The following is a 21,769-nucleotide window of genomic DNA, read 5'->3' as shown; positions in this document are numbered from 1 at the left end:
CTCCTTGGCTCCCGTGACTGGGTACGGCGGCAGCCTATGTACGGGGGTGGTCGCCGGTCGTCATGCCGGAGTTGCCGATGCGCCTACCACTGTGGTTGCGCCCGCTCGGCGCGGCAAGCCCCCACGGTCGCGGGCCGGGCGCCGGTCAGCGCCGCCAGCGCCGCGGTGTAAGGAGGGGCCCCTTATTAACAGACGTCTGTTAATAAGGGGCCCCTCCTTACACCGCGGAGACGTCGAGGAGGTGTTCGGTGCGGACGAGGGCCGCCGCACCCTTGAGGTGCGCCGACGCGCCGAGCGAGCCGGACGAGATGCGGACCGACGCCGCCATCTGCGGCGGGGTGTACTGGGCGACCGCCTCCCGGATCCCGTCCGCGATCACGTGGGACGCGGCGCCGAGGGTGGAGTCCACGATGATCGCCTCGGGGTCGACGAAGACGACGAAGTCGGCGACCCGGCGGCCGAGGGAGCGACCGAACCCGCGCAGGGCCCGCATGATCTCCAGCTCGCCGGAGTCGGCCGCCGCGTCGAGGTCGCTCACCGTGAAGCTCCTGCCGTGCGCCACGGCCAGTTCGCTGAGCAGCGCCGGGATGCTGGTGGTCTGCCAGAAGCAGCCACGCGCGCCGCACTCGCAGAGCTGCCCGCCGTCGTCCACGTGCAGGTGCCCGACCTCGCCGGCCAGCCGCGAGCCACCCCGGTGGAGCCGGCCACCGATGACCAGGCCGGCGCCGGTCCCGTGGGTGAGGGAGACGTGCAGCATGGTCTGCGCGCCGGCTCCGCCCCCGTAGACCGCCTCGCCGAGCGCGGCCAGGTTGGCGTCGTTCTCGCAGAAGACGGGGCAGTCCAGGAACTCGCCGATCACGTCCGGGGCGGAGCGCCCGGCCCAGTCCCGGAACCGCCGCAGGTGTGACCCGCCGGGCGGCTCGGCGCCGGGCGACCGGGTGAACAGGGAGGGGCCGGGCAGGCCGAGCACGGCGAGCGCGACGTCGGCGCGGGTCACCCCGGCCTCGGCGAGGGCCTGGCCGAGCGACTCCAGGGCGCCGGCGGGGGTGGTGACGTCCGCCGTGCCGTGCACCGCCGCGAGCACCTCGCCGTCCGGGCGCACCACGCCGGCGAGGAAGCCGTGTGCGGCGGCCACGACGACGGCGAGCAGTCCGGGCGACGCGGCGAGGGACCAACCGCGGGCCGGCCGTCCCCGGGCGGTGGGCCGGGACGGATGTTCCACGACGACGCCCGCCGTCCGGAGGCGGCCGAGCGCGTGTACGACGCTGCTGCGCGCCACGGCGAGTTCGGCGCACAGCTCGGCGACGGTGCGGCGCCGCCCGTCGGACAGCGCCCGCAGCAGGGCGCGCTCGGTGCCGGTCAGGCCGCGATCGAGGTCGGCGTCGATGGTCGTGGACACAGCCATGATTTATAGCCGTTTTGCCAAAATCACGCTACCTCCTCGGGTCGCGTCGGGCTCGTTTTCCCTGGGCGATCATCAGTCCGATGGGGAGCCACCATTACGCCAGGTTGGTCATAAAGATAGCCGAGGAATGGCTTGTTTTCGTCTATTGATTGTTTCCGGAGTGTTGCGTACCGTCCCAGCCAGGGTGCCCCCTGCTGAAGCAGTACGCACCGATCGGAGGGACAAACCAGTGTCGAAGCGAACTACCCTGGCCACGGCGGCCGTCGTTCTCGGTGCGGTCGCGATCGCCCCGAGCGCCGCCGCCGCAGCACCACCCGGTCAAGGCGGCGACGGAGTTCAGAACGTCGTCCCGATCACGCAGATCCTGGCCTTCGGGCAGAAGGTCACGGCCGTCGCGGTCGAGTACTCGTCCGTGGTGAACCCACGGACGCTGGACACCGACACCTTCACCGTGTCGGACAGCCTCTACAACTTCCGTTTCAACCCCGTCGCGGACCTCACCGACCCGACGAAGCGGGGCGACCGCACCATCACCGCGGTCTACACCAACGAATCGCCGGCGCTGGACGCCGACAAGCAGTCCGACCCGGGCAAGTACGTCATCATCGAGCTCGACCCGACCGACCCCGGCGGCAACACCATCATGGCCACCGGCAGCTACGTGCAGGTCAACCCCGACCTGCAGACGCGGGTCGTCCAGCGCGACGACGTCTACGCCCAGGCCGGCAACGGCCAGGGTCGCGGGCCGCGGCTCGCGGCGGCGTCCACCGAGGAGTACGGGGCCAGCAAGCCGGCGGTCAACCTGCTGGCCGACGACTTCGTCTACAAGCGCTTCACCACGAGCGCCGGCACGGCGGTCCCCTACGCGTACCACCTGCCCGAGGGCTACGACGCCAACCGGAAGTACCCGGTCGTGGTGATCCTGCCCGGGCACGGCATGGGCTTCAACGGCGCCAACGAGGGGGTCCAGGTCGCGGCGGACATCCCGGCGACCGCGTGGCTCCAGGAGAAGTGGACCGGCACCGACGAGGACGTCATCGTGCTGACCGTGCAGAACCAGCGGGTCGGCACCCCGGCCGCCCAGGCGGCGGCCATGGTCGAGCTGCTGAACGCGTTCAACCGGGAGTTCTCGGTGGACCAGGACCGGATCTACGGGTCCACCGTCTCGTACGGCTCCACGCTGGCCTGGGCCGCGCTGACCAGCTACCCCGGGCTCTTCGACGGCATGCTGATCACCGGTGGTTTCGGGGCGAGCGCCGAGCAGGCGACCGCCATCGCCGCCTCGGGCACGCCGGTCTGGATCACCCACGGCACCGGTGACCACCTGCTCAACGTGGTCACCACCGGCCAGGCCTCCTACAACCGGATCTGGAACGCCTACATCGCGCTCGGCAAGACCCCCGCCCAGGCGAACGCCCTGGTCAAGTACACCGAGTACGCCGACTCGGCCTTCTATGAGCCGGACCGGCACCTGGCCGCCGCCCCCACCTACCAGGACCAGACGATCCTGCAGTGGCTGCTGGCCCAGTGAGGCCGTCCCGCTGACCCCGCACGCGCGCAGGCTCCGATCGGTACGCCACCGGTCGGAGCCTGCGTGCGCCGCGACCCGGTCACCGGTGAGCAGCTGAAGCCGCCGGGGAGTCTTCACCGGGGCGGCGTGCGGAGTGGAGCGGGGAGACGATGAACGGGCGCTGACCCCGCCGACGACGGACGGCCCGGACTCGCGACGCGAGTCCGGGCCGTCCGCGCGGAGCCCGGCGAGCGGAACGGCCGAGCTGCTGGTCGGGCTGGAGAACGGGGCCGGTGGCCCGGCGCGGGACGTGCCCGCGCCGGGCCACCGTCGTTCAGCCGGCGGTGCAGGTGGCGGTGCCGGACGGGCCGGTGCCGTTGCCCTGGAAGCCGAACTCGGTGCTGGCGCCCGCGCCCAGCTGGCGGTTGTAGTCGACGTTGCGGAAGCTCACCGCGCCGCTGGTCCCGCTGGCCTGAGCGCTCCAGGTGTTGGTGACCGATGCGCCCGAGGGAAGAGTGAGCGACACGGTCCAGCCGTTGGCGCCGGCGGCACCGGCGGTGACCCGGACGTTGGTGACGAAGCCGCCCTGCCACTGGTTGAGGGTCAGCGTGGCGGTGCACCCGCTGCCCGAGGGCGGCGGGGTCGTGGTGCTCGGCGGCGGGGTGGTGGTCGGCGGCGGGGGCGGGGTCGTGGTCGGCGGGGTGGTGGTGCCGCCCGCGTTCAGCGCGTCCAGCGTCGCCGTGTACGCCTGCTTCTTGTTGCCGCTGCTGTCGAAGAGCAGCGGGGTGCCGCTGGCCCGCCAGGAGTCGCTGTCCCGGATGCCCCACACCGTGATGCCGGTGCAGCGCGCCACGGCCAGGCAGTCCCGGACGACGTTGCCGTAGGTGGTGGCCTGGGTGCTGCCGGAGCCCTCGATGTCCAGCTCGGTGATCTGCACGTCGACGCCGAGATCGGCGAAGCTCTGCAACGTGGTGCGGTAGTTGCTCGGGTACGGCGAGCCGCTGTTGAAGTGCGACTGGAAGCCGACGCAGTCGATCGGCACGCCCCGGGCCTTGAAGTCCTTGACCATGTTGTAGACGCCCTGCGTCTTGGCCCAGGTCCAGTTGTCGGTGTTGTAGTCGTTGTAGCAGAGCTTCGCGCCCGGGTCGGCGGCGCGGGCGGCCCGGAAGGCGGCCTCGATCCAGTCGTTGCCGGTGCGCTGGAGGTTGGAGTCGCGCCGGCCACCGCCGCTGTCGGCGTACGCCTCGTTCACCACGTCCCAGGCGTAGATCTTGCCCCGGTAGTAGGTGGCGACCTGGGTGACGTGGTTGAGCATCGCCTGCCGCAGGGCCGTGCCGGACAGGTTCTGCGCCCAGCCGGGCTGCTGGGAGTGCCAGGCCAGCGCGTGCCCGCGGACCTGCATCCCGTTGGACCGGGCGTGGTTGACGATCCGGTCGGCGCTGGAGTAGTTGAACTGGCCCTGGGACGGCTCGGTGGCGTCCCACTTCATCTCGTTCTCGGCGGTGACCGAGTTGAACTCGCGGTTCAGGATGCCGGTGTACTGGCTGTCCGACAGCTTGAACGCGGCCACCGCGGTGCCGAAGTAGCGGCCCTTCTCGGCCGCCGACGCCCCGAGCGTGGTCCCGGCGCTGGCGCTGGGGGAGGTCACCATCACCGCCGCCGCGACCATCGCGACGCCGGCGACCGCGGAAATCAGCGCGGCGCGCCGTCGTGGCCGGGCGGCCGGGCCTTCGGTGTCGCGGGCGAGCACCTTGTCCATCACGAAGCCTTTCCATAACTGAGGAGTGGGTGAGCCCGCTCCGACGACTGCCCACCACGGCGCTCGGCTCGCGACGCGGCCGCCCGGAGGCCGCGCGGATCGGGATGCTCTCCCGCCCACCGTGGGTCAATCGAAGCGAATCTATCGAGAAATTACCGGAACACCGCGGGATGCACAACGGCCGACGGGTCGGTACGAGGTGGCGGCGGGGCCGGAGGGTGGACCGGTCCCGCCGCCACCGGCGGTGGGCGCCGTTACCGGCGCGGCTGCTGCGGCACGCGGGGCAGCACGAAGGGCGGCCCGGAATAGATCAGGTCGGCCTTCAGCTCCTGGTACGCCAGCTTGGGGCGGTAGTTCTCGTCGTAGACGGTGGCCATCCCCTCCGGCGGGTTGTCGAACCAGTCCGGCACCCAGGAGTGCCGGTCGGTGAAGCCCCAGAGGGTGAACGACAGGCAGTGCCGCTCGGCCAGGCAGGCCCGCAGCAGGACGCTGAAGTTCGCCGCCGCCGCCTGGAGCCGCGGGTTGATCTCGTTGGAGTCACCCGCCCGCACCGCCTCGGTGAGCTGGCTGCGCACGTCGACCTCGGTGAACGCGGTCGCCAGCCCCAGTCCGGCGAACTTCTTGAGCGCGTCGACGACCTGGAAGGTGCTGTAGTTGCCGTACTGGGTGCCCAGGTGGCCCTGGCTGCCGACGCCGTCGATCGGCACGCCCCGGGCGCGCAGGTCACGCGCCATCTCGTAGACGAACTGGGTCTTGTCGTCGGCCGGGTTGCCGGACCCGAACGCCTCGATGTTGTAGTCGTTGTAGAACAGCAGCGCCTTCGGGTCGGCGGCGCGCGCCCAGCGGAACGCGTCGGCGAGGTAGCCCGGCCCGAGGTGCTGGGCCCAGAAGCCCTTGTAGTGCAGGGTCGACGGGGTGTCCCACGGGTCGCTGACCGCCTCGTTGACCACGTCCCACTGCCAGATGCGGCCCTGGTAGCGGGTGACCACCCGGGTGATGTGGTCGCGCAGGATCTGGCGCAGCTCCGCCTTGCTGATGGAGCCGTCCGCCACGCCGCTGGTGAGCCAGCCGGGGAGCTGGTTCTGCCAGACCAGCACGTGCCCGCGTACCCGCTGGTGGTTCTTGCGGGCGAAGGCGACGAACTCGTCGGCCGGCCCCCAGTTGTAGCGGCCCCGGGTGGGCTCCAGGCTCTCCCACTTCATCACGTTCTCCGCGGTGACGGTGGAGAACTCGGTGGCGGCCAGTTGGCGGTAGCGCGGGTCCGAGGCGTCGTTCAGGGCGTCCATGTCCACGGCGGTGCCCAGGTACAGGCCGTGCCGCAGGGCCAGGTCACCCAGGCTCTGCGTGGTGGGGTCGTACGGCCGGCCCGCCGTGGCGGGCGCGACGTTGAGGGCGGCGACGGTCGCGACGGCGACCGCGCCGGTGGCGATCCAGCGTCTGAGCTTCATGGGTTTCCTTCCGGGCAGCAGGTCGACTCCGAAAGTTACGGAACTCTTTCCGCAAGTTGCCCGAATGATTACGGAGATCGATGTCATCCGTCAACCGGCCGCCGGGGCGGATCAGTGTTCGAGGTAGGTGGCGTGGTCGAAGTCGGCGTACCCGCCGTCGCCGCCGATGTCCTGCACCCACAGGCCGAGGAAGGCGCCGGTGAAGCCCCAGGCCACCGGCTCCCCGTCGACCGCCTGCGCGGCGTGCTCGTCGGAGAGGATGGTGGCGTCCAGCGCCACGGGCAGCTCCCGCCAGCCGGCGCCGAGGTCGTAGCCGAAGCGCACCACCGGCCCGTCGAAGCTCGCCCGCAGGCCGACCCGGGTGGCGCCGGCGACGTCGACGGTGAGTTCCGGATGGGCCGTCCGGCGCCCCTGGTCGCAGCTGAGCAGCTCCAGCACCACCCGGTCGTAGTCGTCCCGGGTCAGGTAGAGGTAGTGCCAGTTGCGGGTGTTGTAGTAGGCGGTCAGGCCGGCCAACTGCCGGTGGCCGGCGGGGTCGAACTCGACAATGGTCTCGAGCGAGCAGCGCTCGGCCCCGACCCGCCGCCCGACCAGGCTCGGGGTCTGCCGGCCGGCCGGCGACTGCCCGCCGTGCAGGCGCAGGTGCGACGGGCGCGCCGCGAGGTCGAGCCAGTCCGGGCTCGCCGGGCGGCGCAGCGTCGACCAGCAGGGCGCCAGCGCGGGGCCGTCGAAGTGGTCGGTCGCCGGCTCGTCCGGCCACGGGTGGGCGGGCAGGTCCGGGGCGGGGGCGGCGTCGGCCGGTACGCCGCCGGGGATTCGCGGCCACTGCCCGGTGGGCCAGTCGACCCGTTGGATGGCGGTCTCCCGGCCGAGCACGCAGTTGCCCCGGGGCGAGTACGGGCGGGCCGTCAGGTGGGCCAGGTACCAGTCGCCCTGCGGGGTCTGCACGAGGCTGCCGTGGCCGGCCTTCTGCAGGCGCAGCTCCGGGTGGCCCAGGGAGGTGAGCAGCGGCCCCCGCGGATCGGCCAGGTACGGGCCGTGCAGGTGCCGGGACCGGGCGACGGTGACCTGGTGCTCCCAGCTGGTGCCCCCCTCGGCGGTGACCAGCCAGTACCAGCCGTCCCGGCGGTACATGTGCGGCCCCTCGGTCAGCCCGGCCGCGGTGCCGTGGAAGATGAGCCGCGGCTCGCCGACCAGTTCCCGCCGGGCGCGGTCGTAGCGTTGGATCTCGATGCCGCCGAAGGGGTCCCGCCCCGGCCGCCAGTCGGCGCTCAGGCTCAGCAGCCAGCTGCTGCCGTCCTCGTCGTGGAAGAGCGCGGCGTCGAAGCCGTGCGCGTGCAGCTTCACCGGATCGGACCACGGGCCGCTGATGTCCGGAGCGGTGACCAGGTAGTTCTGCGGGTCCCAGTAGCCGCCGGTGAAGCTGGCGACGTCGCTGTAGACCAGGTGGAACAGCCCGTCGTGGTAGGTCAGGTCGGGCGCCCAGACGCCGTTGGAGTCGCCGCAGCCGCACAGGTCCAGCAGCCGACGGTCGGTGATGATGCCGCCCAGGGCGCGCCAGTGGACCAGGTCGCGGGAGTGGTGCACGCGCACGCCCGGGTACCACTCGAAGGTCGAGGTGGCCAGGTAGTAGTCGTCGCCCACCCGCAGGATCGACGGATCCGGGTGGAACCCCGGCAGGACCGGGTTGCGGATCGACCGGGCGGTCGTGGCCACGTCTGCGATCTCCGTCGACATGTACGGCTCCTTCGGCTCGACCCGTTTCGGCGGAACTTCCGGAACTTCCCCGTGGAAATCCCGGAATCTCGCTCACCGTAACGGCTTGCCGCCACGGAGGACAGACCCGCGCGGCCACTCGGTGGTGCGCCGCCGGCCGGCCCGGCGGGTGGGGTCAGCGCCAGGGGCGGCAGGACGCGCGGATCACCAGCTCGGTGGGGAGTTGGATGTGGGTGTCCCGCTCGACGCCGGCGATCAGGTCGATGAGCAGCCGCAACGCCTCGGCGCCCATCCGTTGCAGCGGTTGGCTGATCGTGGTCAGCGGCGGGTTGACCAGCGCCGACTCCGGGACGTTGTCGAAACCGATCACCGAGAGGTCGTCGGGCACCGTGAGCCCCATGCTCCGGGCGACGTCCATGGTGGAGATCGCCGACAGGTCGTTGCCCGCGAAGATCGCGGTCGGCCGGTCGGGCAGCGCGAGCAGCTCGGCGGCCGTACCGGCGGCGCTCTCGGTCTTGAAGCCGCCCACCCCGACCAGCCGCTCGTCCACCGGCACCCCGGCGTCGGCCATCGCCTTGCGGAAGCCCGCCTCCCGCAGCCGCGCCGACTCGAGGTCGGCGCGACCGCTGAGGTGCCCGATCCGCCGGTGGCCGAGCTCCAGCAGGTGGTTGGTCGCCAGCACGGCGCCGGCGAAGTTGTCCGAGTCGACGGTGGGCAGGCCGGACGGGCCGGTGTGCGGGTCGACGGCGACGACGTGGAAGCCGTGCTTGGTCTCGACCACGGTCGGGGTGACGATCACCGCCCCGTCGATGAGCGTTCCGGAGAGCCGGGCCAGCGACCGCCGCTCCCAGCCCACGGCCACCCCCTCGCCGTCGCCGCCACCGTCGCCGCCGGAGTAGGCGAGCAGTTGGTAACCGGTGCCGGCCACCTCGCGGGACGCCCCCTTGAGCAGCTCGGTGGAGAACGGCTCGAACTCGGCGACCAGGATGCCCAGCACGTTCGTGCGGTGGCTGCGCAGGCTCTGCGCACCCAGGCTGGCCTCGTACCCGAGCTCGTGGATGACCTGCTGGACGCGCTCGACGGTCGCCTGCGCCACGCCGTACCGACCATTGACAACTTTCGATACAGTTGCCACCGAGACGCCGGCCGCACGGGCCACGTCCGACATCTTGACGCGCTGGGGGAACGCCACGCCGAAGATGATAGAGGGCCGGTCGGGGCAGCGTCACGACGAGTCGAAAACGTTATCGATACCGATTGACATCGTGTTTCGTCACTGTAAAACTCCCCGGCAGGCCGAGTACCGCGACTGACTAGTCGAGGAGACATCGATGGCGACGAAGCGCCGTGCGAGTGCCGTTCTGGCACTCTTTATGACCAGCGCTCTCGTTGTCGCCGGGTGCAACAGCGGCGGCGACGAGGAACCCGCAGAGAGCGAGCTCTACAAGAACCCGGTGACCCTGACCTGGTGGCACAACGCGTCCCAGGACGGTCCCGGCAAGACCTACTGGGAGAAGGTCGCCAAGGACTTCTCCGCCCTCCACCCGACGGTCACGATCCAGGCCGAGGGGATCGAGACCAACCAACTCCAGCGCACCCGGCTGCCCGCCGCGCTGCTCAGCAGCGACCCGCCGGACATCTTCCAGTCCTGGGGTGGTGGCGAGATCCGCGAGCAGGTCGAGGCCGACTACCTCAAGGACATCACCGAGCAGGTCAAGGACGAGGTTGCCAACATCGGCAGCGCGGCCGAGATCTGGCAGGCCAACGGCAAGCAGTACGGCCTGCCGTACCGGATGGGCATCGAGGGCATCTGGTACAACAAGGACATGTTCCAGCGGGCCGGCATCGCCGCCCCGCCGACCAACTTCGACGAGCTCAACGACGCGGTCACCAAGCTCAAGGCGATAAACGTCATCCCGATCGCCGTCGGCGCCGGTGACAAGTGGCCCGCCGCGCACTGGTGGTACAACTTCGCGCTGCGCGCCTGCTCGGTCGACACCCTGAAGAAGGCCTCCACCGACCTGTCCTTCGACGACCCGTGCTTCGTCAAGGCCGGCCAGGACCTGAAGACCTTCATCGACACCAAGCCGTTCCAGAACAACTTCATCGCCACCCCGGGCCAGAACGACCCGACCAGCGCCAACGGTCTGCTCGCCAACGGCAAGGCCGCGATGGAGCTGATGGGCGACTGGAACAAGGGCACGCTGGACACGGTCGCCGCGGACAAGGCCGCGCTGAACAAGTTCATCGGCTGGTTCCCGGTGCCGGCGCTCTCCGGCTCCCCCGGTGACCCGAAGGCGGCCCTCGGCGGTGGCGACGGGTTCGCCTGCGCCAAGAACGCCCCGGCCGAGTGCGTCGAGTTCCTCAAGTACCTGGTGAGCCCCGAGGTGCAGAAGGGCTACGCCGAGACCGGCACCGGCCTGCCGGTGGCCAAGGGCGCCGAGGCCGGCGTCCAGGATCCCGCCCTGCGGTCCATCCTGGAGGCCACCAGCGGGGCGACCTACGTGCAGCTCTGGCTGGACACGGCCTTCGGCAGCACCGTCGGCAACGCGATGAACGACGCGATCGTCGCCATCTTCGCCGGCAACGGCACCCCGGAGAAGGTCGTCGACGCCATGAAGGCGGCCGCGCGCAAGTGACCGCCACCAACCCCTCCCTGGATCTCGCCGGCGGCGCGGACGCGCCGCCGGCGAGGCCCCGGCCCGGCCGCTCGTCCGCCCGGGCCGGGGAGACCCGCCGCAAGTGGTTCGAGATCATCGGTCTCACCACGCCGGCCGTGCTCGTCTACGTGACGTTCGTACTGGTGCCGATGGGCTTCGCCTTCTACTACAGCCTCTTCCGGTGGCGCGGCGTCGGAAAGCCCACCGACTACGTCGGCTTCGACAACTACGTCCTCGCCTTCCAGGACCCGATCTTCCTCGACGCGCTGCGCAACAACGCGATCATCGTGTTCGGGTCGCTGGTGATCCAGGGCCCCATCGCCCTGGCCGTGGCCCTGCTGCTCAACCGCAACTTCCGCGGCCGCACCGTGTTCCGGCTGCTGGCCTTCGTGCCCTACGTGCTCGCCGAGGTCACCGTCGGCATCATGTGGAAGCTGCTGCTGGCCGACGCCGGCACGGTCAACGCGATGCTGGAGTCGCTCGGGCTGGGCTTCCTGGTGCAGGCCTGGCTCGCCGACCTGGACCTGGTCATCTGGACCCTGCTGTTCATCCTCACCTGGAAGTACGTCGGCTTCGCGATCATCCTGCTGCTCGCCGGCCTGTCGAACGTGCCGGAGGAGTTGACCGAGGCCGCCCAGATCGACGGGGCGAGCTGGTGGCAGATCCAGCGGCACGTGACGCTGCCGTTGCTGGCGCCGACCATCCGGATCTGGATGTTCCTGTCCATGATCGGATCACTGCAGATCTTCGACATGATCTGGGTGACCTCGGTGCCCGCCGTGCGGTCGCTGGGCGCCTCGGCCACCATGGCGACGTACATGGTGGACAACGGGTTCTTCGCCCGGCTGTGGGGGTACGGCAACGCCGTCGCGGTGATCCTCTTCGTCATCTCATTCGTCGCCGCGCTGCTGTTCCAGCGCTTCCTGTTGCGCCGCGACCTCCAGGGCGCCATCACCGGAAGGGCGAAGTGACCGTGACCGCGAACGCCGTGCCGTCCACGTCCGCCAAGCGCCCCTTCGCGTGGAGCAGTCCGCTCACCTACGCGCTGGCGCTGGCCGTCGCCGCCGTGTCGATCACCCCGGTGGTCTACGTGATCGTCGGCGGCTTCCGCACCACCCCGCAGATCGTGGCGGACCCGGCCGGGTTGCCCGACCCGTGGGTCTGGGACAACTACGCCCGGGTGTTGACCAGAAGCGACTTCTGGGGGCAGGCCCTCAACAGCGGGGTGATCGCCCTGGGTACGACGCTCGGCGTCGTGCTGCTCGGGGTCGGCGCCGCGTTCGTGCTGGCCCGGTACACCTTCCGGGGGCGCGAGGCGCTCTACACCTTCTTCACCCTCGGCCTGCTCTTCCCGGCCGGAGCGGCGATCCTGCCGCTCTATCTCATGCTGCGCGACCTGAATCTGATCAACTCGTACTACGCGGTGATGCTTCCGCAGATCGCCTTCCAGCTGCCGCTGACGATCGTCATCCTGCGGCCGTTCCTGTCCGCCATCCCCCGGGAGTTGGAGGACGCCGCCGCCATCGACGGCACCGGCCGGATCGGGTTCCTCTGGCGCATCGTGCTGCCGCTGTCGCGGCCCGCGCTGGTCACCGTCGGGATCCTCGCGTTCGTGGCGAGTTGGAACGCCTTCCTGCTGCCGCTGCTGGTCCTCGGCGACGCCAGCCTGCACACCCTGCCGCTGGGCGTGCAGAACTTCTCCAGCCAGTACACCTCCGACACGGCGGGCATCCTCGCCTTCACCTCGCTGGCAATGCTGCCGGCACTCCTTTTCTTCACCTTCGCCGAGAAGCAGATCGTCGGCGGCCTACAGGGTGCGGTCAAGGGCTGAACCACAGCGGTACGCGCACAACCAAGGGAAAGGCACAGCATGACTGAGCTCCGCGGGGCGGTGGCCGGGCCGGTACCGGCCCAGGCAGGTCCGGACCACGACCGGCCGGACGGCGAGGCTCGGGTACGTGAGCTGCTCGGCCGGATGACGATCGAGGAGAAGGTCGCCCAGCTCGTCGGCTTCTGGGAGAAGGAGGACGGCGAGACGGTCGCCCCGTTGCAGGGCGAGTTCGGCGACGTCGGCCGGCTCGAGGACTTCTCCCGGCACGGGCTCGGACACCTCACCCGGGCGTACGGGACGCGGCCGGTGGACCCCGTCGCCCGGGCGTCGTGGCTGTGGAAGTTCCAGTCCGACCTGGTGACCGGCACCCGGCTGGGCATCCCGGCGATCGTGCACGAGGAGTGCCTGACCGGGCTGTCGGCCTGGAAGGCGGCCACCTTCCCCACCCCGCTGGCGTGGGGCGCCGCCTGCGATCCCGACCTGGTCGCCGAGATGGCCGCGTCGATCGGGGCGTCGATGCGGGCGCTGGGCGTGCACCAGGGCCTCGCCCCGGTGCTCGACGTGATCCGCGACCCGCGCTGGGGCCGGGTCGACGAGTGCATCGCCGAGGACCCCTACCTGGTCGGGACCATCGGCACCGCGTACGTGCGGGGCCTGCAGTCGCAGGGGGTGCACGCCACGCTGAAGCACTTCGTCGGATACTCCGCCTCCCGGGCCGGGCGCAACTTCGCCCCGGTGCACGCCGGTCCGCGGGAGATCGCCGACGTGCTGCTCCCGCCGTTCGAGATGGCGATCCTCGACGGCGACGCGCGCAGCGTCATGCACTCCTACGCCGAGATCGACGGGGTGCCGGTGGCGGCCGACCCGGCGTTGCTGACCGGTGTGCTGCGGGACCGGTGGGGCTTCGACGGCACGGTGGTGGCCGACTACTTCGGGGTGGCGTTCCTCAACCTGCTGCACCACGTCGCGGGCGACCACGCGGCGGCGGCGGTGCAGGCACTGACCGCCGGGGTCGACGTCGAGCTGCCCACCGGCGACGCCTACCTGACCCTGCGGCAGTCGGTGCGGGCCGGCACCCTCGACGAGGCGGTCGTCGACCGCGCGGTGCTGCGGGTGCTGCGCCAGAAGCTGGAGCTCGGGCTGCTCGACGCGACGTTCACGGCGGAGCCGCCGCCGGCGGTCGACCTCGACTCGCCGGAGCACCGGTCCATCGCCCGCCGCCTCGCCGAGGAGTCGGTCATCCTGGTCGCCAACGACGGCGTGCTCCCGGTGCCGGCGGGCCGGCGGGTGGCGGTCATCGGCCCGAACGCCGACCGGCAGGGCGCCCTCTTCGGCTGCTACTCCTTCCTCAACCACGTGCTCGTCCAGCACCCCGGCGTGGAGACCGGCATCGAGGTGCCGACGGTGCTCGACGCGCTGCGCGACGAGTTCGGTCCCGACTCGGTCGCCTCGGCGTGGGGCTGCGACGTGGACACCGACGACCGCTCCGGCTTCGACGAGGCCGTCGCCGCGGCGGCCGCCGCGGAGGTCGCCGTGCTGGTGGTCGGCGACCACGCGGGACTGTTCGGGCGCGGCACGGTCGGCGAGGGCTGCGACCGGGACGACCTGGAGCTGCCCGGCGTCCAGCGCGAGCTGGTCGAGGCGGTGCTGGCGACCGGCACCCCGGTCGTGCTCGTGCTGGTCACCGGCCGGCCGTACGCCGTCGACTGGGCGCTGTCCCGGTGCGCCGCGGTGGTGCAGGCGTTCTTCCCCGGCGAGGAGGGCGCGAGCGCGCTCGCCGGGGTGCTCTCCGGGCGGGTCAACCCGTCGGGCCGGCTGCCGGTCAGCCTGCCCCGCTCGGCCGGCGCCCAGCCCTACTCGTACCTGCATCCCACGCTCGGCGCGGGCACCGAGGTGACCAACCTGTCGACCACGCCGGTGGCGCCGTTCGGCCACGGCCTGTCGTACACCACGTTCGCGTACGCGGACCTGACCGCGCCGGCCACGGCGCCGACCGGCGGGATGCTGCCGGTGACCGTGCGGGTGACCAACACCGGCCCGGTCGCCGGCGACGACGTGGTCCAGCTGTACGGCCACGACCCGGTGGCCTCGGTGACCCGGCCGGTGGCGCAGTTGCTCGGCTACCGGCGGGTCCACCTGGCGCCGGGCCAGTCCGTCACCGTCGAGCTGACGGTGCCCACCACCCGGCTGGCCTTCTCCGACCGGACGCTGACCCGGGTCGTGGAGCCCGGCGAGGTCGAACTCTGGGTCGGCACCAGTGTGCGGCGGGACACCGAGGCGCTGACCACGCTGGTCGGTGCGACGGTGCCGGTCACCAACGCGTCCGCGCGCTGGACCACGTCCGAGGTCAGGTGACGACCCGGCGGCCGTCAGCCAGGGGGCAACGTGTCTCGTCGGAACCCCGCCCGCTCGGCCTCGGCGACGGTGCAGAAGAAGTGACTCGTCAGGATGGTGACGCCGTAGCCGTCGCTGCCCGGTGCCCGGTAGGTGTAGGACGCCGCGAAGTCCGAGGCGACCACGGGCTGTCCCCCGCACTTGACGAGGTACAGCGGATACCGGGCGAACGGCGACACCAGCGGGGTGACCAGCGACAGCGCGTACAGGGCGACCAGGACGGCCACCAGCACCCCGGCCCCACGCCCACGCGACATCTCTGGCTGCTCTCCGTTCCACGCGCCGCACTGTCGGATCGATCGCCATCTTAGGCGCCGACCGCTCCCCCGGCTGAGGTCCGTGGGCGGACGGCGGACGTGCGATCGAGCGTGATACCTCAGAGTAATTTTGATGACTCTGAGGTATCACGCGCACAGGGTGTCGTGGCTCCCGTCAGGGTCACCGACAGTGGTCGCCGCCGACGGCTCGCACGCCCGGAGGATCTGCTGGCAGCGGACCACGCCCCGGCCGGCCGCAGGTGCCGGCCGGGCCCGGCCGGGACGAGTGGGCAACGCCGGCCGCCCACCGACGCGGCCGCCCACCGACGCGGGCCGCCTACCGGCGCGGGCCGCCCCGGAGGTCCTCCTCGATCCGCTTGGCGGCGGCCAGCAGCGGCGGGAGCAGCTCCCGGCGGATCATCTCGAACGACCCGCGGCTGGCGTGCGCGGAGACGTTCACCGCGGCGATCACCGAGCCGTGCTCGCCGTGGATCGGCGCGGCCACCGACCGCAGCCCCTCCTCCAGCTCCTGGTCGACGATCGCGTACCCCTGGGTGGCGATCTTCGTCAGCGCGGCGCGCAGCTTCGCCGGGTCGGTGACGGTGCGCCGGGTCAACGGCCGCAGCTCGGCCGTGGCGAGATAGTCGGCCAGCCAGTCCGCCGGCTGCGCGGCGAGCAGCACGCGCCCCATCGACGTGGCGTACGCGGGGAAGCGGGTGCCGACGCTGATCCCCACCGTCATGATCCGCTTGGTGGGCACCCGGGCGACGTAGACCACCTCGTCGCCGTCGAGCACCGAGACCGAGCAGGACTCGTGCACCTGGGCGACGAGCGCCTCCATGTGCGGCTGCGCGACCTCGGGCAGGCTCAGGCCCGACAGGTACGCGTAGCCCAGTTCGAGGATCCGCGCGCGCAGCGAGAAGAGCCGGCCGTCGGTGTGCACGTACCCCAGCTCGACCAGGGTGAGCAGGAACCGGCGGGCCGCGGCCCGGGTCAGCCCGGTCCGGCGGGCGACCTCGCTCAGGGTGAGCTGCGGATGCTCGGCGTCGAACGCCCGGATCACCGCGAGTCCGCGCTCCAGCGACTGGACGAACTCCGGCGACCTCGCCGCCTCCTCGCTCACCCGGCCTCCCGCAGGGTCTCCCGGGCCACCTTGAACGCCCGGTTCGCCGCCGGTACGCCAGCGTAGACGCCGACCTGGAGCAGGACCTCCCCCACCTCCTCCGGGGTGAGTCCGTTGCGCAGCGCGGCGCGCACGTGCATCGCCAACTCCTCGTCGTGGTGCAGGGTGGCGAGCACGGCGAGGGTGACGCAGCTGCGGGTACGCCGGTCCAGGCCCGGCCGGGTCCAGATCTCCCCCCACGCGTAGCGGGTGATGAAGTCCTGGAAGTCGGCGGTGAACTCGTCGGTGCCGGCGATCGCCCGGTCGACGTGCGCGTCACCGAGCACCTGCCGGCGTACCGCCATGCCCGCCTCGTGCCGCTCGTGGTCGTTCATCCGTCCCCACGTCCCTCGTCGAAGTGTGCCAGCAGGAGTCGGCCGACCCGCTCGGGTTGCTCGACGTTGGCCAGGTGGGCGGCCTCGTCCACCACGGCGAGCCGGGCCCCCGGGATGCCGGCGACGATCGCCCGGGCGTGCGCCACCGGGGTGGCCGGGTCGTCGGCTCCGGCGACGACCAGCGTGGGCGCGCCGATCCGGGCGAGGTCGGGGCGGAGGTCCATCGCGCCGATCGCCTCGCAGCAGGCGGCGTAGCCGGCCGGGGGTGTCGCGGTGAGCATGGCGCGGTACCGGGCGACCAGGTCGGGCCGGGTCGCGGCGAAGGCCGGGGTGAACCAGCGGGCCACCACGGCGTCGGCGATCGGCGGCAGGCCGGCGGCCCGTACCGTCGCCGCCCGGTCCCGCCACTGTTCGGGCGGGCCGAGCGACGCCGACGTGCACAGCAGCGCCAGCCGCCGGACCCGGTCGGGCGCGTGCGCGGCGAGCCACATGCCGACCATGCCGCCGAGGGACAGGCCGGCGTAGTCGACCCGGGCCGCCCCGAGGTCGTCGAGCAGCCGCAGCACCTCCCGGCCCAGCAGCTCCACCGTGTACGCCCCGGCGGGCACCGCCGAGCGGCCGTGGCCCAGGTGGTCGTACCGGATCACCCGGAACCGTTGCGCGAGCGCCGGGACCTGGGGTTCCCACATCGCCCCGGCGGTGCCCAGGGAGCTGCCGAGCAGCAGCACCGGCGCGGTGGCCGGGCCGTCCACGGTGGCGTGCAGCCGGGCGGTCACGTCCCCGCCTCCCGCCAGGAGTCCAGGGCGCGGTCGACGAACCGGCCGGCCGAGCCGAGCCAGCGGGCCGGGTCGAGCGCCTCGTCGACGTCCGCCTCGGACAGGTGGGCGCGCAGCTCGGGATCGGCGAGCAGCGCGGCGCGGAACGGGGGTCGGGCGGCGGCGCGGGCGACCAGGTCGTGGGCGGCGCCGCGACCGAGGGCGGGGGCCAGCCGCGCGGCGACGGCCTCGGCGAGCACCAGGCCGCCGGTCGCGTCGAGGTTCGCCCGCATCCGCTCCGGGTGCACGCGCAGCCCGGCCAGCATCCGGGCGCACCGGGCGGTGGCGCCGCCGGCCACCCGCAGCAGGTCGAGCAGGGGCTCCCACTCGGCGTGCCAGCCGCCCGCGGCCCGCTCGTGCTCCTGGACGGCGGCGGCGAGCAGGGTGGCGACGAGACCCGGACCGCGCCGCGCCGCCGCACCGACCAGGACCGAGTCCACCGGGTTGCGCTTGTGCGGCATCGCCGAGGAGCCGCCCCGACCGGCGCCGCCCTCGGCGACCTCACCGATCTCGGTCTGGGCGAGCAGCCCCACGTCGAGGCCGGCCTTGCCGGCGGCCGCGAGGAGCCCGCCGAGGGCGGCGGCCAGGTCGAGCAGCGGCTGGCGGCGGGTGTGCCAGGGCAGCGGGCTCGCGGGCAGGCCCAGGTGGGCGGCGAACCGCTCGGCGACCTCCGGTCCGGCCGGGCCGAACGCGGCCAGGGTGCCGACCGCGCCGCCGAGTTGCGCGGGCAGCGCGGCGCCCGCCCGGCGCAGCCGGTCCCGCGCGTCGACCAGGCCGGTCAACCAGCCGGCGGCCTTGAGCCCGAACGTGGTGGGCGCCGCCTGCTGGCCGAGGGTCCGGGCGACCAGCACGGTGTCCCGGTGGGTGTCGGCGAGCCGGGCGGCGGCGTCGGCGGCGGCGTCGAGGTGCCGCAGCAGCGGGCCGAGCGCCCGCCCGGCCACCAGCACCAGCGCGGTGTCCAGGACGTCCTGGCTGGTCGCCCCGAGGTGCACCCAGGCCCGGGCGGACGCCGGCACGGCGGCGGTCAGCTCGCGCACCAGCGGCACCACCGGGTTGCCGGCGGCGTCGGCGGCCCGGCCGAGGGCCCCGGGGTCGTACCGCTCGGCGCGGCACTGCGCGACGATCGCGTCGGCCGCCGGTGCGGGCAGCACACCGGCGTCCGCCGCGGCCCGGGCGAGCGCGGCCTCCACGTCCAGCATCGCCTGGAGCAGGGCCGGGTCGCCGAGTTCCGCGTCCACGTCGGGGACGCTGGAGAGGCCGGTGAGCAGGCCCTCAGAGGGCGAAGAAGACGGTCTCACGGTCGCCCTGGAGGTGGATGTCGAAGCGGAGGCCGTCCGGCGCGGGGCTGGCCAGCAGCGTGTCCCGGCGGCCGGCGTCGACGCCGCGCAGCACGGGATCGGCGGCGTTCGCGGCCGGCTCGTCGGGGAAGTACAGCCGGGTGACCAGGCGGTGCAGCAGCCCCCGCCCGAACACCGACAGGGTCAGGTGCGGCGCCTCGGTGCCGCCGTCCGGGTCGGGCAGCGGTCCGGGCTTGACGGTCAGCAGCCGGTACCAGCCCTGCCCGTCGGTCTCGGCGCGGCCGAAGCCGCGGAAGCTGGCGAGCGTGGGCGGCCGGGCGCCGCGCGGGTCGTCCGGGTGGTCGAACCGGCCGTCCGGGTCGGCCTGCCAGCTCTCCACCATGGCGTCCACCACCGGCGCGCCGGCGCCGTCGAGGATCCGGCCGCGGATCCAGACCGCGCCCGGCGTGCCCTCGGGCACCACGTACGGGCCGTCGGGCCAGCGCAGGCCGATGTGCAGGTACGGCCCGACGGTCTGTGCGGGCGTGACGCCCAGCCGCTCAGTCATCGTCGTCCTCGTCCTCGAACGGGGTGCCCTCCCGGCCCCGCAGCACGATGTCGAACTCGTACGCCAGCGCCCACTCCGGCATGGTGGCGGCGTGGTCGTACCGGGCGATCATCCGCTCCCGGGCCTTCGGGTCGCGGACCGAGTTGAAGATCGGATCCTGGGAGAAGAGCGGGTCACCCGGAAAATACATCTGCGTCACCAGCCGCTGGGTGAAGGCGCGGCCGAAGAGGGAGAAGTGGATGTGCGCCGGCCGCCAGGCGTTGTCGTGGTTGCGCCAGGGATAGGCGCCGGGCCGCACGGTGACGAACCGGTAGCGCCCCTGCTCGTCGGTGAGCGCCCGGCCCACCCCGTCGAAGTGCGGGTCCAGCGGCGCCGGCCACGAGTCGGTGGCGTGGCGGTAGCGCCCGGCGGCGTTGGCCTGCCAGATCTCGACAAGCGTGCCGGCCACCGGCCGGCCGTCGCCGTCGCGGACCCGGCCGTGCACGATGATCCGCTGGCCCTGCGGCTCCCCGTCGTGCTGGCGGGTCAGGTCGTGGTCGAGGTCGCCCAGCCGCCCCTCCCCCAGCAGCGGCCCGGTGACCTCGGTGAGCCGCTGCGGCAGGTAGGTGAGCGGTTGCCGGGGCGCCCGCCCCACGGTCGACTTGTAGCCGGGGCTGAGCAGGGGCGGGTGGGCGTCGACGTCGTCGCGCCGGTACCGCGGCAGCACCAGCCCGCTGCCGGCCTGGTCGACGGTCTCCTGGGTCATCGGGTCGTCTCCCGTCACCGTGGGCTCCCGTGCTTGGTGGCCTCCAGCGCCCGCAGCACCGTGAGCTCGTGTGTCGTCGGCGGCGCGCCGGTGCTGAGCCGCTCGGCGACGGCGAGGTCCCAGCCGGTGGCCGCCCGCGCCTGTTCCCGGGTCACGCCGGGGTGCAGGCTGGTCAGCGTGAGCTCGCGGGTGACCGGATCGGGTTCGAGGACGCCGAGGTCGGTGATCACCAGCCGGGGGCCGCCGCCGCGCAGGCCGAGCCGTTCCCGGTCGCCCGGACCCGAGCCGTAGCCGACCGAGGTGACGAAGTCGACCCGCTCGGTGAAGGTGCGCAGGTTCTGCCGGACGATCACCACGACCTCGCCGCAGGAGGCGGCGATCTCCGGGGCGCCGCCGGCGCCGGGCAGCCGGACCTTCGGGGCGGCGTAGTCGTCGCCGACGACCGTGGTGTTGATGTTGCCGTACCGGTCGAGCTGCGCGGCGCCGAGGAAGCCCACGTCGATCCGGCCGGGTTGCAGCCAGTAGTTGAACACCTCGGGCACGGACACCACCGCGTCCGCCGTGTCGGCGAGGACGCCGTCCCCGATGGACAGTGGCAGCCGGTCCGGCTTGGCGCCGAGGCAGCCCGACTCGTAGATCAGCACCAGGTTCGGGGCGTGGGTGACCCGGGCGAGGTTCGCCGCGGTGCTGGGCAGCCCGATCCCCACGAAGCAGGCGGCGCCGTCGCGCAGTTGCCGGGCGGCGGCGACGGTCATCATCTCGTCCGCGGTCCAGGCCGCCAACGCGTTCTCCTCGCTCACCGGGTCGCCGTTCGTTCGCGACTGCGGGGCTCGCAACCCCGGCTCACTCCTCGCGCTCACGGGGGTCTCCGTTCGTTCGCGACTGCGGGGCTCGCAACCCCGGCTCACTCCTCGCGCTCACGCTGCCGCCCCGGTCCGGTGCACGTGTCGCTCCAGCCAGGCGCGGAAGGTGTCCCGGTCCCGGCTGACCTCGTCCCAGGCCCGGTAGAAGTCGTTGTCCCGCACCGAGTAACCCTGGGCGTAGGAGGGGTGCGCGCCGCCGGGCGCCTCGGCCACCGCGGTGACCGCCCAGCCGGGCAGGACGACCTGCCCGGGGACCGGCTCCAACTCGTCCACGATCTCCTCGACGGTGACCAGCGACCGGTGCGCGGCGAGGACCGCCTCCTTCTGCACCCCGGTGATGCCCCACATCTGCACGTTGCCGGCCCGGTCGGCGCGTTGCGCGTGCACCACGGTGACGTCGGGACGCAGGGCGGGCACCGCGGTCAGGGTCTCGCCGGTGAAGGGGCAGGTGATGGGCCGGATGTTGGTGGTGTGCCGGGGCAGGTCGGTGCCGGTGTAGCCGCGCAGGACGGCGAACGGCAACCCGGACGCCCCGGCGACGTAGCGGTTGGCCATCCCCGCGTGGCTGTGTTCCTCCAGTTCCAGCGGGCGCGGCCAGGAGTGCTGCACGGCGTCCCGGAAGCGGTGCAGCGACCCCACTCCCGGGTTGCCGCCCCAGGAGAAGACCAGCCGGCGGGCACACCCGGCGCCGATGAGCTGGTCGTAGATGACGTCGGGGGTCATCCGCACCAGGGTCAGCTCCCGCCGCCCCTGACGGATGATCTCGTGACCGGCGGCGAACGGGATGAGGTGCGTGAACCCCTCCAGGGCCACCACATCACCGTCGCGGACCAGGTCCGCCACGCCGTCGGCCAGCGAGACGAGCCTCGCCATGCGCCTCACCGCCTGTTCGCTATGCGGACTGCCGTACTCATATCGAACGTACGGCCCGCAGGCGGCATCCGTCAACGCCGGGCGTTGACGCGGGCCGGACCGCGTGCCAACGTTCAAAAGGAGAACGACCGTTCGGTGAGCGAACAACTCG

General features: G+C 72.6%; 19 protein-coding genes. 5 read left to right on the top strand and 14 right to left on the bottom strand.

Going from position 1 to position 21,769, the window contains the following annotated elements:
- Positions 1-217 precede the first annotated feature (217 nt).
- Entirely contained in the window at positions 218-1,399 is a 1,182-nt protein-coding gene (locus K7640_RS05995; RefSeq protein WP_222953659.1) for an ROK family transcriptional regulator, read from the bottom strand.
- Positions 1,400-1,634: 235 nt separating this feature from the next.
- Here K7640_RS05995 and K7640_RS05990 point away from each other — a divergent pair, with 235 nt between their 5' ends.
- The gene (locus K7640_RS05990) at positions 1,635-2,936 is read left to right on the top strand and encodes a hypothetical protein (protein ID WP_222953658.1); all 1,302 of its coding nucleotides are present in this window, start codon (positions 1,635-1,637) and stop codon (positions 2,934-2,936) included.
- Between the two features lie 313 nt (positions 2,937-3,249).
- Here the strand turns inward: K7640_RS05990 and K7640_RS05985 are convergent, their stop codons facing one another.
- The 4 genes from K7640_RS05985 to K7640_RS05970 form a co-directional block, all read right to left on the bottom strand.
- Positions 3,250-4,674 carry an endo-1,4-beta-xylanase gene (locus tag K7640_RS05985; protein ID WP_222953750.1) on the bottom strand — a complete coding sequence of 475 codons (1,425 nt, stop codon included), beginning with the start codon at positions 4,672-4,674 and terminating at the stop codon, positions 3,250-3,252.
- Between the two features lie 254 nt (positions 4,675-4,928).
- Positions 4,929-6,122, bottom strand: a complete 1,194-nt coding sequence (locus K7640_RS05980; protein WP_222953657.1) for an endo-1,4-beta-xylanase — start codon at positions 6,120-6,122, stop codon at positions 4,929-4,931.
- Between the two features lie 111 nt (positions 6,123-6,233).
- Complete coding sequence (locus K7640_RS05975) at positions 6,234-7,859, bottom strand: glycoside hydrolase family 43 protein (RefSeq protein WP_222953656.1); 1,626 nt, start codon at positions 7,857-7,859, stop codon at positions 6,234-6,236.
- 154 nt (positions 7,860-8,013) lie between these two features.
- Positions 8,014-9,006 carry a LacI family DNA-binding transcriptional regulator gene (locus K7640_RS05970; RefSeq protein ID WP_255608315.1) on the bottom strand — a complete coding sequence of 331 codons (993 nt, stop codon included), beginning with the start codon at positions 9,004-9,006 and terminating at the stop codon, positions 8,014-8,016.
- A 205-nt stretch (positions 9,007-9,211) separates the two neighbouring features.
- On the opposite strand from K7640_RS05970, the gene K7640_RS05965 reads away from it, so the two are divergent.
- Genes K7640_RS05965 through K7640_RS05950 form a run of 4 tightly spaced genes read left to right on the top strand, consistent with a single transcriptional unit; the run spans position 9,212 to position 14,684 of the window.
- Positions 9,212-10,477, top strand: coding sequence for an ABC transporter substrate-binding protein (locus K7640_RS05965; protein WP_255608091.1), 1,266 nt, complete (start codon positions 9,212-9,214; stop codon positions 10,475-10,477).
- Positions 10,474-11,469 carry a carbohydrate ABC transporter permease gene (locus tag K7640_RS05960; RefSeq protein ID WP_222953653.1) on the top strand — a complete coding sequence of 332 codons (996 nt, stop codon included), beginning with the start codon at positions 10,474-10,476 and terminating at the stop codon, positions 11,467-11,469. Before K7640_RS05965 ends, K7640_RS05960 begins: the two co-directional genes overlap by 4 nt.
- Positions 11,466-12,329, top strand: coding sequence for a carbohydrate ABC transporter permease (locus K7640_RS05955; RefSeq protein WP_222953652.1), 864 nt, complete (start codon positions 11,466-11,468; stop codon positions 12,327-12,329). The genes K7640_RS05960 and K7640_RS05955 overlap by 4 nt, the downstream gene beginning before the upstream one ends.
- A 39-nt stretch (positions 12,330-12,368) precedes the next feature.
- A complete protein-coding gene (locus K7640_RS05950; RefSeq protein ID WP_222953651.1) occupies positions 12,369-14,684 on the top strand; it encodes a beta-glucosidase in 2,316 nt (771 codons plus the stop codon).
- 14 nt (positions 14,685-14,698) lie between these two features.
- Here K7640_RS05950 and K7640_RS05945 read toward each other — a convergent pair whose 3' ends face one another.
- The 9 genes from K7640_RS05945 to K7640_RS05905 all read right to left on the bottom strand — a co-directional run bounded on the left by K7640_RS05945 (position 14,699) and on the right by K7640_RS05905 (position 21,618).
- Entirely contained in the window at positions 14,699-14,980 is a 282-nt protein-coding gene (locus tag K7640_RS05945) for a hypothetical protein (RefSeq protein ID WP_222953650.1), read from the bottom strand.
- Positions 14,981-15,317: 337 nt separating this feature from the next.
- Positions 15,318-16,103 (bottom strand): IclR family transcriptional regulator, encoded by a 786-nt coding sequence (locus K7640_RS05940; protein ID WP_222953649.1) that lies wholly within the window; start codon positions 16,101-16,103, stop codon positions 15,318-15,320.
- Positions 16,100-16,477, bottom strand: a complete 378-nt coding sequence (gene pcaC, locus K7640_RS05935; protein ID WP_222953648.1) for a 4-carboxymuconolactone decarboxylase — start codon at positions 16,475-16,477, stop codon at positions 16,100-16,102. The genes K7640_RS05940 and pcaC overlap by 4 nt, the downstream gene beginning before the upstream one ends.
- Positions 16,474-17,253 (bottom strand): 3-oxoadipate enol-lactonase, encoded by a 780-nt coding sequence (gene pcaD, locus K7640_RS05930; protein WP_308042466.1) that lies wholly within the window; start codon positions 17,251-17,253, stop codon positions 16,474-16,476. The genes pcaC and pcaD overlap by 4 nt, the downstream gene beginning before the upstream one ends.
- The gene (pcaB, locus tag K7640_RS05925) at positions 17,250-18,590 is read right to left on the bottom strand and encodes a 3-carboxy-cis,cis-muconate cycloisomerase (RefSeq protein ID WP_222953647.1); all 1,341 of its coding nucleotides are present in this window, start codon (positions 18,588-18,590) and stop codon (positions 17,250-17,252) included. The genes pcaD and pcaB overlap by 4 nt, the downstream gene beginning before the upstream one ends.
- On the bottom strand, positions 18,565-19,137 hold the full coding sequence (gene pcaG, locus K7640_RS05920) for a protocatechuate 3,4-dioxygenase subunit alpha (protein ID WP_222953646.1): 573 nt from the start codon (positions 19,135-19,137) through the stop codon (positions 18,565-18,567). The genes pcaB and pcaG overlap by 26 nt, the downstream gene beginning before the upstream one ends.
- The gene (gene pcaH, locus K7640_RS05915) at positions 19,130-19,882 is read right to left on the bottom strand and encodes a protocatechuate 3,4-dioxygenase subunit beta (protein ID WP_374198062.1); all 753 of its coding nucleotides are present in this window, start codon (positions 19,880-19,882) and stop codon (positions 19,130-19,132) included. The genes pcaG and pcaH overlap by 8 nt, the downstream gene beginning before the upstream one ends.
- Before the next feature lie 14 nt (positions 19,883-19,896).
- Entirely contained in the window at positions 19,897-20,640 is a 744-nt protein-coding gene (locus tag K7640_RS05910; RefSeq protein ID WP_374198061.1) for a CoA-transferase subunit beta, read from the bottom strand.
- Positions 20,641-20,799: 159 nt separating this feature from the next.
- Positions 20,800-21,618 (bottom strand): CoA transferase subunit A, encoded by an 819-nt coding sequence (locus tag K7640_RS05905; RefSeq protein WP_222953645.1) that lies wholly within the window; start codon positions 21,616-21,618, stop codon positions 20,800-20,802.
- Between the last annotated feature and the right edge of the window lie 151 nt (positions 21,619-21,769).

Origin of the sequence: Micromonospora sp. PLK6-60, from assembly GCF_019890675.1 — a bacterium.
Taxonomy (GTDB): Bacteria; Actinomycetota; Actinomycetes; order Mycobacteriales; family Micromonosporaceae; genus Micromonospora.
The sequence above is the reverse complement of the archived record's forward strand: the minus strand, read 5'-3'. Positions and strand labels throughout refer to the sequence as shown.